The sequence below is a fragment of the Mycobacterium sp. NPDC050853 genome (genome assembly GCF_040653875.1).
Classification (GTDB): Bacteria; Actinomycetota; Actinomycetes; order Mycobacteriales; family Mycobacteriaceae; genus Mycobacterium.
Map to the genome: position 1 here is coordinate 148914 of NZ_JBFAGW010000003.1, position 13807 is coordinate 162720.

At 64.6% G+C, this 13807-nt stretch carries 14 protein-coding genes; 3 read left to right on the forward strand and 11 right to left on the reverse strand.

Features of this window, described 5'->3' with window-relative positions:
• Position 1: 1 nt before the first annotated feature.
• The 5 genes from AB0H22_RS12555 to AB0H22_RS12575 form a co-directional block, all read right to left on the reverse strand.
• Entirely contained in the window at positions 2–781 is a 780-nt protein-coding gene (locus tag AB0H22_RS12555; protein WP_358146794.1) for a decaprenylphospho-beta-D-erythro-pentofuranosid-2-ulose 2-reductase, read from the reverse strand.
• Positions 782–815: 34 nt separating this feature from the next.
• A complete protein-coding gene (locus AB0H22_RS12560; RefSeq protein WP_358146795.1) occupies positions 816–2225 on the reverse strand; it encodes an FAD-binding oxidoreductase in 1410 nt (469 codons plus the stop codon).
• Positions 2226–2245: 20 nt separating this feature from the next.
• Positions 2246–2653: a GtrA family protein gene (locus AB0H22_RS12565; protein ID WP_180750828.1), complete on the reverse strand. Its 408-nt coding sequence runs from the start codon at positions 2651–2653 to the stop codon at positions 2246–2248.
• 291 nt (positions 2654–2944) lie between these two features.
• Positions 2945–3799 carry an alpha/beta hydrolase gene (locus tag AB0H22_RS12570; RefSeq protein ID WP_180750514.1) on the reverse strand — a complete coding sequence of 285 codons (855 nt, stop codon included), beginning with the start codon at positions 3797–3799 and terminating at the stop codon, positions 2945–2947.
• A 49-nt stretch (positions 3800–3848) separates the two neighbouring features.
• Complete coding sequence (locus AB0H22_RS12575) at positions 3849–5282, reverse strand: PLP-dependent aminotransferase family protein (protein ID WP_358146796.1); 1434 nt, start codon at positions 5280–5282, stop codon at positions 3849–3851.
• A 50-nt stretch (positions 5283–5332) separates the two neighbouring features.
• Here AB0H22_RS12575 and AB0H22_RS12580 point away from each other — a divergent pair, with 50 nt between their 5' ends.
• The 3 genes from AB0H22_RS12580 (at position 5333) to AB0H22_RS12590 (ending at position 8039) form a co-directional block, all read left to right on the forward strand.
• Positions 5333–5809, forward strand: coding sequence for a carboxymuconolactone decarboxylase family protein (locus tag AB0H22_RS12580; RefSeq protein WP_255485951.1), 477 nt, complete (start codon positions 5333–5335; stop codon positions 5807–5809).
• Positions 5810–5917: 108 nt separating this feature from the next.
• Positions 5918–6496, forward strand: coding sequence for a hypothetical protein (locus AB0H22_RS12585; protein WP_180750516.1), 579 nt, complete (start codon positions 5918–5920; stop codon positions 6494–6496).
• 49 nt (positions 6497–6545) lie between these two features.
• A complete protein-coding gene (locus tag AB0H22_RS12590; protein WP_358146797.1) occupies positions 6546–8039 on the forward strand; it encodes a diacylglycerol kinase family protein in 1494 nt (497 codons plus the stop codon).
• Here AB0H22_RS12590 and AB0H22_RS12595 read toward each other — a convergent pair.
• Genes AB0H22_RS12595 through AB0H22_RS12620 form a run of 6 tightly spaced genes read right to left on the reverse strand, consistent with a single transcriptional unit; the run spans position 7993 to position 13730 of the window.
• Positions 7993–8673 (reverse strand): phosphatase PAP2 family protein, encoded by a 681-nt coding sequence (locus AB0H22_RS12595; protein ID WP_358147033.1) that lies wholly within the window; start codon positions 8671–8673, stop codon positions 7993–7995. The two genes, AB0H22_RS12590 and AB0H22_RS12595, sit on opposite strands and share 47 nt — an antisense overlap.
• Positions 8674–8675: 2 nt before the next feature.
• On the reverse strand, positions 8676–9509 hold the full coding sequence (locus tag AB0H22_RS12600; RefSeq protein WP_180750518.1) for an ABC transporter permease: 834 nt from the start codon (positions 9507–9509) through the stop codon (positions 8676–8678).
• A complete protein-coding gene (locus tag AB0H22_RS12605; protein ID WP_180750519.1) occupies positions 9502–10437 on the reverse strand; it encodes a glycosyltransferase family 2 protein in 936 nt (311 codons plus the stop codon). The genes AB0H22_RS12600 and AB0H22_RS12605 overlap by 8 nt, the downstream gene beginning before the upstream one ends.
• The gene (locus tag AB0H22_RS12610; protein WP_180750520.1) at positions 10430–11221 is read right to left on the reverse strand and encodes an ABC transporter ATP-binding protein; all 792 of its coding nucleotides are present in this window, start codon (positions 11219–11221) and stop codon (positions 10430–10432) included. Before AB0H22_RS12610 ends, AB0H22_RS12605 begins: the two co-directional genes overlap by 8 nt.
• A 2-nt stretch (positions 11222–11223) precedes the next feature.
• Complete coding sequence (locus AB0H22_RS12615; RefSeq protein WP_180750521.1) at positions 11224–11751, reverse strand: bacterial proteasome activator family protein; 528 nt, start codon at positions 11749–11751, stop codon at positions 11224–11226.
• Positions 11748–13730 (reverse strand): DUF6541 family protein, encoded by a 1983-nt coding sequence (locus AB0H22_RS12620; RefSeq protein ID WP_358146798.1) that lies wholly within the window; start codon positions 13728–13730, stop codon positions 11748–11750. The genes AB0H22_RS12615 and AB0H22_RS12620 overlap by 4 nt, the downstream gene beginning before the upstream one ends.
• Positions 13731–13807 lie beyond the last annotated feature (77 nt).

The following is a 13807-nucleotide window of genomic DNA, read 5'->3' on the forward strand; positions in this document are numbered from 1 at the left end:
GTTACACGGGCAACTTGCGGAAAATGGGGCGCGGAACGTGGCGCAGCACGGACATCACATAGCGCCACTGGCCCGGTGCCCAGATCAGGTCCTTGCCCGCGGCGGCCGACGCCACCACCAGCTCGGCGATCTCCTCCTTGTCGACCGTGAACGGCGCCTCCTTGGCGCCGGTGGCCTTCCAATGCTCGATCGTCGTGGTGGTGCGCACCTGACCCGGCCGTACCACCAGCACGCGTACACCGAACTCGCGCAGCGCTTCTCCGAGGCCCTGGTAGAAACCGTCGAGCCCCGCTTTGGTGGAGCCGTAGACGAAATTGGAGCGGCGCACCCGCTCACCGGCAACCGAGGACATCGCGATGATCTGGCCGAAGCCCTGCCCCTTCATCCGCTGGCCGATGAGCACCCCGACGGAGACCGCGGCGGTGTAGTTGACCTGTGCGCTCAGTACCGCCTTGGCCTGGTCCTGCCAGAGCTCTTCGGCGTCTCCGAGAATGCCGAAGGCGACGATCGCTACATCGACATCGCCTTGTGCCCAAGCGGATTCGATGAGTGCGGGATGGCTCTTGGTATCGACGGCGTCGAAGTCCAGATACTCGACCGATTTGGCTCCTGCGGCCTTGATCTGCTCGATGGCCGCCTCGCGCTTAGGAGCGTTCGGTAGGTCGGCCAGGATTACCCGTGCCTTGGCGTTCTTGAGGTAGCGCTCGACGATGGCCAGGCCGATCTCCGAGGTGCCACCCAGCAGCAGGATGGTCTGCGGGTTTCCGGTTGCGTCAATCATGTTGTCAGTCCTTGTGGTATTCCAGCGTGAAAAATCAGAGCAGTTCGAGTCGGCGGGCCATATCGGAGGCGAACACGCCCTGGGGGTCGGCCTTGCGTCGGGTGGCGATCCACTCGTCGACGCGCGGGTACATCTTGTGGAACTTCTCTGCGTTCACCCGCGAATCCTTGGCGGTATAGACCCGTCCGCCGAACTCCATCGCGCGCTCGTCGAGCTCGTTGAGGAACTCGTTGACACCGGGCTTGTTGGGGAAGTCCATGGCGACATTCCAGCCCTTCATCGGGAAGCTCAGCGGCGCCTTGTTTCCCGGACCGAAGAGCTTGAAGACATTGAGTGCCGAGTAGTGACCCTGGGTCTGGATCCACCGGATGATGCCCTTGAACTCGTCAAGTGCGTCGGGCGGTACCAGGAACTGATGCTGCGCGAAACCTGCTGGGCCATAGGCGTATTGCCAGCCAGTCGTGATGTCCAGCATGTGGTAGAACTGCGTCAGGTTGACGATCTTGCCCTGGTAGTTCCCACTCATCCGGTAGAACGCCTCGCCGACCATGCTCAGCGACAGCTTGTTCATGACGCTGACCGGGAAGAGATCGGGGAAGCCCGGCAGCTGTGGCGCGCTGAACCGCAACGGGTCTTTCGCCAGCTTCGGCGGCAGCTGGTCCACTCTGGCCAGGCTGCCGCGGCTGACGGCTGCGCGGCCCAGCTTGGGCGGCGGGTTGATCAGATCGAACCAGGCACTGGAATAGGTGTAGTTATCCTCGCTGCCGTCCTGGTGCACGGCGACGGTCTCGTCCAGGTCCGCGGTGGCGATCCCGTCGGCGATGAAATAGGCGCTCTCGGTGCGCGTCATGGCGATCCGGGCCCGAACCACGATGCCGGTCAAGCCGTTTCCGCCGACCGTGGCCCAGAAGAGCTCGCCATCGGGGCCGTCCGGGGCGATGGTGCGCACCTCGCCGTCGGCCATCAGCAGATCGAGGGACAGCACGTGGTTTCCGAAGCTGCCCGCGCTGTGGTGGTTCTTGCCGTGGATATCCGAGCCGATGGCGCCGCCGATGGTCACCTGCCGGGTGCCGGGTAGCACCGGCACCCACAGACCGAAGGGCAGCGCGGCCTTCATCAGCTGGTCCAGGCTCACGCCCGCGTCCACATCGGCGATCGCGGTATCCGCGCTGATCGAATGCACGGTGTTGAGCGGGGTCATGTCAACGACGATGCCGCCGCCGTTGCAGGCGTGGTCGCCGTAGGAGCGGCCCAGACCGCGCGCGACGATACCGCGGCGCAGATAGCTGGGACTGCCGGAGCCGGCGTCGGCGACCTGGCGTACCGCTTCGGCAATGACGGCGACGTCGGGGGTGGAGAGCACCTGCGCCACGGTCGGGGCGGTGCGGCCGAACCCGGTCAGCGTGCGCGGAGTGAGGGGTAGCGCGGACTTCGGAGTTGTCATCGTTGATTGAGCGTAGCGGCTCACCGTATCCGGAAGATCACAGCGCGCTGCACGATGAAATTGATGACTGTTGCCGTCCCCTGTGCGATGACAAAAGCCACTGGCACTCGCCAGGGTTTGTCCTCAAACTGCATGTAGAACAGGTAGTTGATGCCGACCTGGACGGCGTACGTCAGACCGTAGAGCGCCATTACCGCGATGAATTTGGCTCGGTTCGGTTCGGCCTGGAACGTCCAGCGCCGGTTGATCAGGTAGGCGGTGGTGGTTCCCGCGACAAAGCTGATGGATTTGGCGATATTGACCTGCAGGCCGAAGTGCAGCAGCAGTACATATAGTCCGAAGTCGACGATGGCCGAGAGTCCGCCGGTGATGACGAAACGGGTGGCTTGAGTGGTCAGCGACAGCGGCGCCGGTGCTGGGCTCGACACCGCGTCGGACTTCGGGGCATCCTGCACGCGGCAGAGCCTATGCCACCGGTCACTGCGCGCCGCAGCGTGCGTGTGTAAGGTCGCGGCAGATTCTGTAGCTGGATTGCTGGAACATTGACGCGTTGAGGGGAAGCTATGACGACTCCAGAGCACGGAAAGCACGAACGGGCCGAGGGCGAGGGCGTCGATCCACTGATCGATCTGTCACGTGATCCGAACCCCGGAGTCGCCGATCATGCCAAGGACGACGAGTAACGCGTCTTCGCGTCCTCCGAGTTTGAGCGCCTGTGCTCACACTCGTTGCGCTACGAACGTCTCGATTTCGCTGACCATGAGCTCGGGTTGGTCCTCGCTGACAAAGGCGTAGCTGTCTGGGACCTCGACGAGTTTTGCGTCGGGCAGTAGCTGCGCCCAGCGTTCCGCGTGCGCGAACGGGAAGAACGGCAGCTTGCGTGGCCAGAGCAGCAGGACCGGTTTCTCGAAGGTCCGCAGCGTCTCGGCGGCGTCCAGTGTGTCGTGGTAGTCGATTCGGCTGAGAAAGGCGCGTACATCGCGTCGGACGGCCTTGTCCTGTAGCAGGGGGCCTACCCACTCACCCAGCACTTCGTCGGGAATTGAGTGCTTGGCGAGGGTCTTTCCGAGGGCACGTTGCGCGAATCTGAACGTGAACGGACGCAGCACGAAGTCGGTACCGGGAACGCGCGCCCAGTATTGGAAGATGCGAATCGATTTCGGCAGGAAGTTGTCGAAGGAATCGCAGGGTGTCAGCACCACCCGGCCAATCCGGTCGCAGCCGCCGGCCAACAAAAGCTGGGTGATCGCCCCGCCGGTATCGGTGGCGACCACGGTGACGTCATCGAGATCGAGCCTCTCCATCAGCTCGCGAATCAGCCCCGCGACTGCGTGTGGGCTTAGGTTGGCGTCGGGGTTCATCGGAGTCCGGTGTGCGCCGAGCGGTAGGTCCGGCGCGATGCAGCGGAAGCGCTCGCTGAGTGGATCGATCACCTTCCGCCACATGGTGCCGGTGACGAAGAGCCCGTGCACGAAGACGATCGGTGGACCGTCCCCGCTATCGCGGTAGTGGATGGCGCCGGCGCTGGATTCGAAAGTAGGCATACCTCGACGATCGCCCTGACCTGCTGCCATCGCGAGGCATGGCACTGCCAGTCGGTGCCATCCGGGGGCGGACAGACCTTTAAAGGCCCGTGGCCGCCAGCACGCCGCATAGCGCGTCGACGGCGGGCGCGAAACCGTGGTCGGCCGGGGTGCCGAAGCTGACCACCACCCCGTCCGGGTCAGGGATATGCGGGCCGGCGAGTGGATGGCGCAGCCGCGACAGTCCGGCCAGCGCCACTCCTGCCGCACCGGCGCGGTACAAAACGTCGGGCTCCGCGCCGTCGGGCAGCGTCAGCAGTAGGTGTAATCCGGCCGATAGTCCGCGGACGCCGACGTCATAGTCCGCCAGCCGCTCGACGAGCAGGTCGCGTCTTCGTCGGTACCGGCTGCGCATGCGCCGGATATGCCGGTCGTAGTGTCCGTTGGCGATGAAGTCCGCCATGGTCAGCTGCGAGATGGCGTCGACGTACCACTGCGCCCCACCCGCGGCCGCCACCACCGCGTCCACGAGCTCAGGTGGCAGCACCATCCATCCCAGCCGCAATGCGGGTGCCAGGCTCTTACTCGCCGAACCGAGATACACGACGTGGTCGGGATCCAGGCTCTGTAGCGCGCCGACGGGCTGACGGTCGTAGCGGAACTCGCCGTCGTAGTCGTCCTCCAGGACGTAAGAGTCGGTGCGGCGCGCCCAATCCACCACCGCGGTGCGCCGCGACGGGTGCAGTGGCAGCCCGTGTGGGAAGTGATGGGCGGGGGTGATCAGGGCCGCGCGCGCGTCGAGGGTGTCCAAATCACTGACGACGGCGCCCTCTTCGTCGAAGCCGATCGGTGTGCTGGAGCCACCCGCGGTGTCGATACAGTCACGAAAGATGAAGAGTCCGTACGCTTCTACGGCGATCGGCCGGGTAAGCCCGTATATCCGGGTGAGGATTTCCACGGCGTGCCGGGTGCCCGCACAGATGAAGACCGAATCTGGGGTAGTTCGCACACCGCGTACTCGGGCCACGTATTCGGCGACGGCGAAACGCAATTCGGGCCGACCGCGCGGATCGCCCATGCGCAGGGCCTCATTGGGCGCGTTGCTCAGCGCGCGGCGGACGGAGGCGAGCCAGTCCGCCCGGGGGAAGGCCGTGACGTCCCCGGACCCGGGCATGAGGTTGTGCGGTGGGGGGGAGCCCGCCCCACGCGGCCGCGGTGGCAGCTGGTCTTGGCCACGACCGACCACGCGGGTACCGGAGCCCTGTCGCGATTCGAGCCAGCCCTCGGCGACGAGTTCTGCGTAGGCCTCCGCGACGGTGTTCCGCGCCAGGCCTAGGTCACTGGCGAGGGTTCGGGAGGGCGGCAGCATCGCCCCCACCGTCAGGCGCCCGGACCTGACGGCCTCGCGTAGCGCGGAGATCAGCAGGTCACGTACGCCCCGGGCCCCCGGAGTGATGGCGTGGCGCAGGTCGAGATGCAGGTCGTGGCTGAGGGGACGCGGCTCTGTTGTTCCCAAATTGGCCCACGAACTCATGCCTGAATTGAACCATGAGAATGGGTCTTTCCGGTTCTAGAGTTGATGACATGACAAACACACTTGGACACACACTGACGACTCCCCGCCTCCGCATGGAGAAGGTCTCGCCCGAGGTTTACGAGGCCGTGATGGCGCTGAGCATCGCCTCGGCCAAGGATGTCGATCCCGGCCTCGCCGAGCTCATCAAGATCCGTGCCTCTCAGCTCAACCACTGTGCGTTCTGTCTCGATATGCACACTCACGATGCCCGCAAGAACGGTGAGACCGAGCAGCGCATCTATCTACTGAACGCCTGGGCCGAGGCCGGCGATATCTACACCGAGCGGGAGAAGGCCGTGTTGGCCCTCACCGAAGAGGCAACCGTGCTTTCCGCTGGTGAGCACGTGTCCGATGCCACCTACGCCCGCGCCGCCGCGGTGTTCACCGAACGCGAGCTGGGACAGATCATCGGGATGATCCTGACGATCAACGCGTGGAATCGCATCGCTGTCACTACCCGCAACGCACCTCCACGCCGTGGCTAGATTTGCCACATTCTTTGTCGTCGGCGTGACAGAAGCGTGATCGTTTCGTAATCTAGCCCTGTGATCTTGGCGAGATGGCGTGCAAAGCACGGGGAGAAGCGGCCCGCGATGCCGACCTCTCGCGTCGCGGGCCTCAGCCTGTCTCTCGTTGCCGGAGCCGCGGCTATGGGGATCGTGAGCGAAGTCGGACCGCACGATGTGCAGCTTCCGATCAAGCCCGAACAACACGCCATTGCGCTTATTACCGACCTGCCACGTGCACAGCGGGACCGGCGTTTCATCTCGGGCGAGGCGTTGGCGATGGAGGCCAGGGCCAAGGCCATCAAGCCATGCTCGTCGGTGCTGGCCGGTGCGCAGCCCGCCGTCGCCCAGGCGGGTAACGCCCTCAAGACGATGTTCGGCATCTCCAATATCGGTGGCTCGAGTGGTCGGGGTGGTGGCGGCGACCACGGCCGCGGTCTGGCCCTGGATTTCATGACGAACTCCAACACGACAGGGACGGCACTCGCGAACTTTGTTCTCGCCAACCGTGAGCGGCTGGGGGTGACGTACGTGATCTGGCAGCAGCGGTACAACGATGGCAACGGCTGGTCGATGATGGAGAACCGCGGCAGCGCCACGGCCAATCACTACGACCACGTGCATGTGTCGTTCCGGGCGGGTGCTCAGGTCGCTGTCAGCTGCTGACCTCAGCGATCGATACCGCCGGCGGTCCGCCGCGGATATGTTGAATGGCATGGGTTTCTTGCCTTCTCGGAATTCTCTCCGCGGTCTGCGGCAGATCGGTGCTGGTCTAGGCACGCTCGACCGTGAGGTGTTCGACGCGGTCGCGGAGTCCCCGAGCCCGCTGCTGGACACGGTCATGCCGCGGCTCACGCGCGCCGCGGACCATTCCAAGCTCTGGATCGGGATCGGTGCCGGGCTGGCGATATTCGGCAAGCCGGCGATGCAGCGCGGTGCCACGCGTGGGCTGCTGTCCTTGGCGGTGACAAGCGCGGTCACCAATCAGGTGGCCAAACGGCTGAGACGGCGTACGCGGCCGGACCATATGTCGGTGCCGCTCGTGCGTCGCAGTCGACGGCTACCTACGTCTTCGTCGCTGCCCTCGGGCCATTCGGCGAGCGCCGCGGCCTTCGCGGTGGGGGCGGGGCTCGAGAGCCCGCCGCTAGGCCTGGGACTCGCGCTGCTGGCCGGGCTGGTCGGCCTGTCCCGGGTGGCTACCGGCGTCCACTACCCCGGCGATGTGTTCGCGGGATTCGGGATCGGTGCCGGGATAGCGGTCTTGGGTGCCCGGGTGGTGCCGCCGATTACGCAGACGGCGGTACCAGCGGCGGACCCGCTGCGGGTGGATACCGCCCCGCGTCCCGACGGCGCGGGCGTCGTGTTGGTGGTCAACCCGGCCTCCGGTGACGGGACCGGGCAGCGGATTCTGGATCAGGTACGAAAAGCATTGCCCCGTACCGAAATCGTCGAACTGAACAAGGGTGACGACGTGATCGAGGTGATGCGCAGTGCGGCGCGCCGGGCCGAGGTGCTGGCGGTGGGCGGCGGTGACGGCACGGTGGCATGTGCCGCAGGTGTGGCGGCGGAGACCGATACACCGCTGGCCGTCTTTCCCGGCGGCACGTTCAACCACTTCGCCAAGGACATCGGCTGCGAGAGCGTGGCCAAGACGGTCGATGCCATCCGCCGGGGTAGCGCCAGCCGCGTCGATCTGGTCTACCTGAACGAGAGCCAGGTGGTGATCAACACCGCCAGCATCGGCTCCTATCCGAAGTTCGTGCAGATCCGCGAGAAGCTCGAACGTCGGATAGGCAAGCCGCTGGCCAGTGTGTACGCGATGTTGCACATCGCGCGCCGCGATCATCCGGTGCGTATCCGCTTCGATAACAAGACCGTCCAGACATCGCTCTTCTTCCTGGGCAATTCGGCTTATCTGCCATCGGGTTTCGCCCCTTCGGTGCGGCCTCGTCTCGATGACGGCCTCATCGACGTGCGCATCCTGGAAACCGGGCGCAAGTTCAGCAGTGTGCGGATCCTGACGGCACTGGTGCTGGGGCGGCTACCGCGCAGCCCGCTCTACCACGAGCTGCAGGTGCCCGAGTTTTCCTTCACCGCGGTGGACGGCCCGACTGTGCTCGCACGTGACGGCGAGGCGGGGGACACGTACACGGATGCCAGTTTCAAGGTTCGTTACCGGGCGTTGAGTGTGCTCCGCCCGCTGCCCTGAGGGGCCACGGTGGCAGCACCAGCAGACAGGCCACGAAGTACGCGTAGCCCAGTGCCCATCCCGCCACCACATCTGAGGGGTGGTGGACGTTCAGCAGAACTCGGCCGACACCGATCGCGAGAATCAGTACCGTGCCGAGCATCCCGCCCCAGAGGCGTAGCGTGGCACCTGCTTTCGGCATGAACACGGCTAGCAGCGCAAGCACACCGACAACTGTGCCGACGGCATGTCCGGAGGGGAAGGACGATGCGTAGGCGCCGACCAGAGCGGTTTCCGGGCGCGGCCGATTCACCAGCAGCTTGGCCAGTTCGGTGACCACCGCGCTGAGTTCCACGGTGAGCACCAGGAACACGGCCACTCGCGGCTGGCGTCGTACCAGGAGCACGATGACAACCACCGCGACGGCGAGCCGGAATGCGGTGGGGCCCAAGACGGTGCAGAACACATCCCACGCGGTGACCCAGCCGGGATGGGCGACGCCGTACTCGTGTGCGGGATCCAGCGCCGCGGCATCGAGCCCAGCGAGCCAGCTCCACTGCCGCACATAGCCCAGCCACAGCAGTGCGTATATAAGGAGGGCTGCGCCGGCGGATACCGGCAGCCAACGGGAATCCTGGCCGGTGGTCCTCGGCATGCTCATACCCAGTACGGAACCCTGGCGCGGTATTGGCGCATCACCACGAGAGCGATAATCCAACCGACGATGGTGATGGTGCCCGCGATGACCCAGTGGTGGACCTGCTGATCGAGCCCGAGTAGTGGATCGCGGACGATGGCCAGGAAATGCACGAATGGGTTGAGCTGCACCACGGTGGCCAGCTTCCCGACCCGCTCGTTGAGCATGTTCTCGTTCCAGATGATCGGCGTCATGAAGAACAACAGCTGCACCAGGCTGCCCAACAGCGGCGCAATATCGCGATAGCGGGTGGCCATGACCCCGAAAACCAGTGAAACCCATACGCAATTGAGCGTGATCAACACCAGCGCGGGTATGAAACTGAGATCGGAGTAATGCCAGTGCGGCGGATACACAGCGATGACGATAAGAAAGATGATGATGTTGTGCGCGAACAACAGGAGCTGCCGCCACACCAGCCGGTAGACGTGGACGCTGAGCGGCGTCGGCAACTGCTTGATCAGGCCCTCGTTGGCGACGAAGACGTCTGAGCCCTCCAGGATCGCGGCGTTGAACAGATTCCAAACGATCAAACCGATTGTCACGTAGGGCAGATGTTCGGCCAGGGGGAGTTTGAACAGCTGCGAGTACAGGATGCCCATCGCCAGCGCAGTCGATCCGGTGGCGATGGTGATCCAAAACGGTCCCAGTACCGAACGCCGGTAGCGCTGCTTGATGTCCTGCCAGCCCAGCTGTAACCACAGCTGGCGATGCTCGAAGCCCTCTGCCAGGTCACGCCACGCGCGTTTGAACGTCCGGGAGTCCGAAGATAACCCCAGTAGTTCCTCACTCATTGTCACTCTCCTGTACCGAAGGCGTCGGGTTGCCCGGCCGCCCGAACTGCTCACGTCGGCCCAAGCCTCGCAAGGCAATCCATTCACGCATGCCGGAAAGATCCCGTCGGGTGATCAGGAAGTACCAGCCGAAGCGCACCCATTCCTGGGGCAGCAGCTTGCGCATGCCGGGCTGGGACATCAGGTAGCCGCGGTTGCGGTAGGTGAAGTAACGCTTGGTGGCATCGTCGGGGTACTGAGTGTGCATGCGGCCGCCCAGGATCGGTTTGAACTCGGCGGCGCCATTGGGATGCAGATACGTTGCGTCCAAACAGGTTCCGAACGGCAGGCCGGAGCGTACGAGTCGCCGGTGCACGTCTACCTCGTCGCCGCGCACGAACAGGCGCAGGTCGGGAACGCCCACGGCTTCCAGGGTTTCGGCACGAAACAGCGCACCGTTGAACAGCGACGCGATACCCGGCAAGAGGTCTTGGCCGGCTTCGGTGCGAAGTTCCTCCACCCGCCGGCGCCACACCAGGCCGCGGCGCAACGGAAACGCCAACCGACCGGGATCGTCGATATCGCAGACCATCGGCGATACCTCGGCGAGGCGATGCCTGCGGGCGCAGGCCAGCAGGGTTTCCAGAACTTCGGTCCCGCCGGGGCGGCCGTCGTCGTCGGCAAGCCACACCCAGTCGGCGCCCAGGGTGAGTGCATGCAGCATGCCGAGGGCGAATCCCCCTGCACCCCCGAGGTTTCGGCGCGATCCCAGGTATGTCGTGGCGATAGGCTGGCCGTCGACCAGGGCCTTGACGGCGGGGTCGTTGTCGTTATCGACCACGATGAGGTGTGTCGGCAACGTGGTTTGAGACGTGACGATCTTCAGCGACTCGGCAAGCTCGACCGGGCGCCGATAGGTGACAACGACAGCGACGACCGCGTTAGGCATGCTGGTCGTCTTCGGCGAGGATCTGGGCCACGTGATCCGCGGCCTCATTGCCCTCATAGGCGCGGACTACATCCTCGATACCGCCGCTCATCTTGATGGTGCCGTGGTCGATCCACATTGCCGTGTTGCACAGGCGGGCCAGGAATTCGTTGGAGTGGCTGGCGAAGACGAGCATGCCGGACCGTTTCACTAGCTCCTGCAACCGGATTCGGGCCTTTTTCATGAATTCGGCATCGACCGCTCCGATGCCTTCGTCGAGCAGCAGGATCTCCGGGTCGATGCTGGTGACTACGCCCATGGACAGGCGAACGCGCATACCGCTGGAATACGTACGCATCGGCATGGAGAGGTACTCGCCCAATTCGGTGAAGTCGGCGATCTCTTCCACCTTGGCCTGCATCTGCTTGCGGGTCTGTCCTAGGAACATGCCGCGGATGATGATGTTCTCGTACCCGGAGATCTCCGGATCCATGCCCACACCCAAGTCGAAGACGGGCGCCACCCGACCCTGGACGTACGAGCTGCCCCGGGTGGGTTCGTATATTCCCGAAAGAAGCCGCAGCAGAGTCGATTTACCCGCGCCGTTGTGGCCGACGAGCCCGACTCGATCGCCCTCCTTGAGTGAGAGCGTGATGTCCCGCAACGCCTCGATGACCACCACATTCGAGGCGTTGCGTCCGATGGCGCCACCGGCCTTGCCCAGGAACGCCTTCTTCAGCGAGCGCGACTTAGCGTCGAAAATCGGAAACTCTACCCACGCCTCGTGGGTCTGGATACTGACCACGCTTACAGGTACTGGCCGGTGCCGCTGCCACCCTGTGCGGGCACCGAAAGACCCGGCGGCAGCGCCCCTTGACGCATCTGCTGAAGCTGTGAGCGGGCGGCCATCTGCTGAGCGAAGAGCGCTGTCTGAATGCCGTGGAACAGCCCCTCTAGCCAGCCCACCAGCTGCGCCTGGGCGATGCGCAGCTCGCCGTCCGAGGGAACGGTGTCCTCGTTGAACGGCAGGGCGAGACGCTCCAGCTCCTCACGGAGCTCGGGGGCCAACCCGTCTTCCAACTCACGAACGGACTTGGCGTGGATCTCGCGCAGTCGGGTGCGGCTGGCGTCGTCGAGGGGAGCCGCTCGCACCTCCTCAAGTAGCTGCTTGATCATCGTGCCGATCCGCATCACCTTGGCGGGTTGTTCCACCAGGTCGGTGATCGACATGTCGTCGTCTGCGGCATCGGCGCCCTTGTCGGAATCCTCCACGCCCAGAACGATTACCTCGTCCTCGCTGTCGTCAGAGTTTTCACCGTGACCGGGATGGGTCATCTGTCACCTTCCGCATCTGATTTCCGGTCGCCCACCCATTCGTAGATGCGGGCGGCGCCGTTGTCGTACAGCTTTCTCCATGATCGGGATCTGTCCAACGACCTTAGTCCGTCGGGAACCTTGAACCCCTGGACCACAGGAGTGCTGGTCATGACATAGCGAATGTTCAGTGCATGCACAGCTTCTGTCACGCGCCTGTCGGTATCGGCGTCGTCGGCGTAGGCCCAGAAGATGTACCGGTGGTAGCCCGGTCCCTCCTGCTGTGGGTAGTCATAGTGCGTCCACAGCGGATGCAGGCCCGCTACCGCATACATCCACCCGGAGCCGTCGACGTTTCCGTCGCCGATGGTGGAGTCCTTGGCATCGGGCAGGGTCGCCAAGTAGGCCATCGCGGCGAGCTTCTTGGGGCCGATCATCACCTGGTCGTACTTGGCGCCGACGAGGTACTTATGCGGCAGGAAGTAGTGGCGGGCGGAAAAGCTGCACACCAGGGCCAGCGCGATGGCCGTGGCCACTAGCGCCCATCTTCGTGTTCGCTCCCCTCGCACCCTCTTCAGCACGGCGTACGCCAGAGTGAACAGACCGATCCCGGCGGCCGGGGCCAGTAGCAGGCAGACGATGGCCGACAGTCGGCGCGGGTCACTGTAGAACGCGTCGGAGAACAGGGCCACCGCATGGCCTACGAACCCGCCAAAGGATCTGGAGGAGTGGACAATCGCGACGATCAACAGCAGCCAGACGGCGATCGGCCAGTACACTCGCTTCACGATCAACACGATGGCGCCGAGTGCTGCCAGCCACAGCAGCGCGGACTGCACCGGGTAGTCGGCCAGGTGCCGGGTGTGCTGGGTGAGGGCATTCAGCAGCGCGCGCTTCTTACCCCACGGTGTGCCGAATTGATGCCCGGCGATGATCTCGGACAGCTGTAGCAGGGTGCGTAGCTGCGGGTAGAGCAGCACTAGCGAGCCCATGCCCGCGACGGCCAGCGGCACGAAGCCATTTCCCAAGCGGCGTACTGTTTTTCGTTCCGTGCCACTGCTCCTGCGTCGGGATAGTGGTGCCAGCACCCACCACGCCGCCACGAAGACGACCACCACGATTGCGCCCGAGGTATGCACGGAGGCGATACCCACGAATGCCACGATCGCGACCGGTACGCGGCTGCGATCGGCGACGACGCTGGTGATGGCGATCATCACCGGGCCCACCAGGGCGAAGGAAACCAGGTTCGGGATGGCCGCGACGTGGAATTCGACATAGGGCAGCGCGGTGAACGATGCCGAGAGTGCGGCGGCAGTGGCCGCGGAGCCGGCCTGGAAGGTGAGGCTGCTGCGGCCGCGCAGCATCTGCCATGCCAGCGTCGCCGCCGAGAGCGGGAAGAGCAGCGACCCGGCGACCGCGTAGAGCGTGTAGCTCGTGGTGGGGGCGGCCCCGGTCAGCTGGCAGAGCACCGCGGCCAGCCCGTGGAAGGCCGACGGGTAGTAGAGGGTGGCGTGGGTCTCGACGTTGCGGAGGTCGCCCATGCGGGTCGACGATGCTTGCCCGGTGTCGAGGATGTAGCGGATGGTGTTTCCGTGCCACATCGAGTCCCAGGTGCTCGGAATCGACTGCCAGTTGGTGAGCCCGCGCAGGAATGCGTAGGCGATGAGCGCGGTCCCGATCACGATGCCGAACGTGACGGCGATCAGTGCCGCCCGATTTTGTGACGGAGATTGTTCAGCGTGCTCTTTCGGCCGCAGCCACCGCCAGAACAGCTGCGCGATGACGATCGCACCGAGAAGCGCAAACCCGGCGGAAACTGAGTTCCACGGTATGCCGATTGAGCCAAAGACGACTATGCAGAACCCAACTAGCCCGTAGGTCAATGCAGGTGCGGTGACGGCGGCTGAATGCGTTGGTAGCCCGAAGGCTCGGCCAATCAGCCAGCCCGGGACGAACAGCAACAGCAGTGCCGCAGCCACCCCGAAAGCAAGCGACATTGTTCTAGTATGACTACACGAGACGGCGCCGTTGACCCTCGTCCGTCGGCGCGTGGTGCAAGGACGGGTTCAGTGCC

Bases quoted from the DNA above. Each gene is read 5' to 3' on its own strand.
- AB0H22_RS12615 (WP_180750521.1), bottom strand. From the start codon at position 11,751: ATGACCCATCCCGGTCACGGTGAAAACTCTGACGACAGCGAGGACGAG.
- AB0H22_RS12575 (WP_358146796.1), bottom strand. From the start codon at position 5,282: ATGAGTTCGTGGGCCAATTTGGGAACAACAGAGCCGCGTCCCCTCAGC.
- AB0H22_RS12580 (WP_255485951.1), top strand. From the start codon at position 5,333: ATGACAAACACACTTGGACACACACTGACGACTCCCCGCCTCCGCATG.
- AB0H22_RS12555 (WP_358146794.1), bottom strand. From the start codon at position 781: ATGATTGACGCAACCGGAAACCCGCAGACCATCCTGCTGCTGGGTGGC.
- AB0H22_RS12590 (WP_358146797.1), top strand. From the start codon at position 6,546: ATGGGTTTCTTGCCTTCTCGGAATTCTCTCCGCGGTCTGCGGCAGATC.
- AB0H22_RS12605 (WP_180750519.1), bottom strand. From the start codon at position 10,437: ATGCCTAACGCGGTCGTCGCTGTCGTTGTCACCTATCGGCGCCCGGTC.
- AB0H22_RS12600 (WP_180750518.1), bottom strand. From the start codon at position 9,509: ATGAGTGAGGAACTACTGGGGTTATCTTCGGACTCCCGGACGTTCAAA.
- AB0H22_RS12620 (WP_358146798.1), bottom strand. From the start codon at position 13,730: ATGTCGCTTGCTTTCGGGGTGGCTGCGGCACTGCTGTTGCTGTTCGTC.
- AB0H22_RS12595 (WP_358147033.1), bottom strand. From the start codon at position 8,673: ATGCCGAGGACCACCGGCCAGGATTCCCGTTGGCTGCCGGTATCCGCC.
- AB0H22_RS12585 (WP_180750516.1), top strand. From the start codon at position 5,918: ATGCCGACCTCTCGCGTCGCGGGCCTCAGCCTGTCTCTCGTTGCCGGA.
- AB0H22_RS12570 (WP_180750514.1), bottom strand. From the start codon at position 3,799: ATGGCAGCAGGTCAGGGCGATCGTCGAGGTATGCCTACTTTCGAATCC.
- AB0H22_RS12560 (WP_358146795.1), bottom strand. From the start codon at position 2,225: ATGACAACTCCGAAGTCCGCGCTACCCCTCACTCCGCGCACGCTGACC.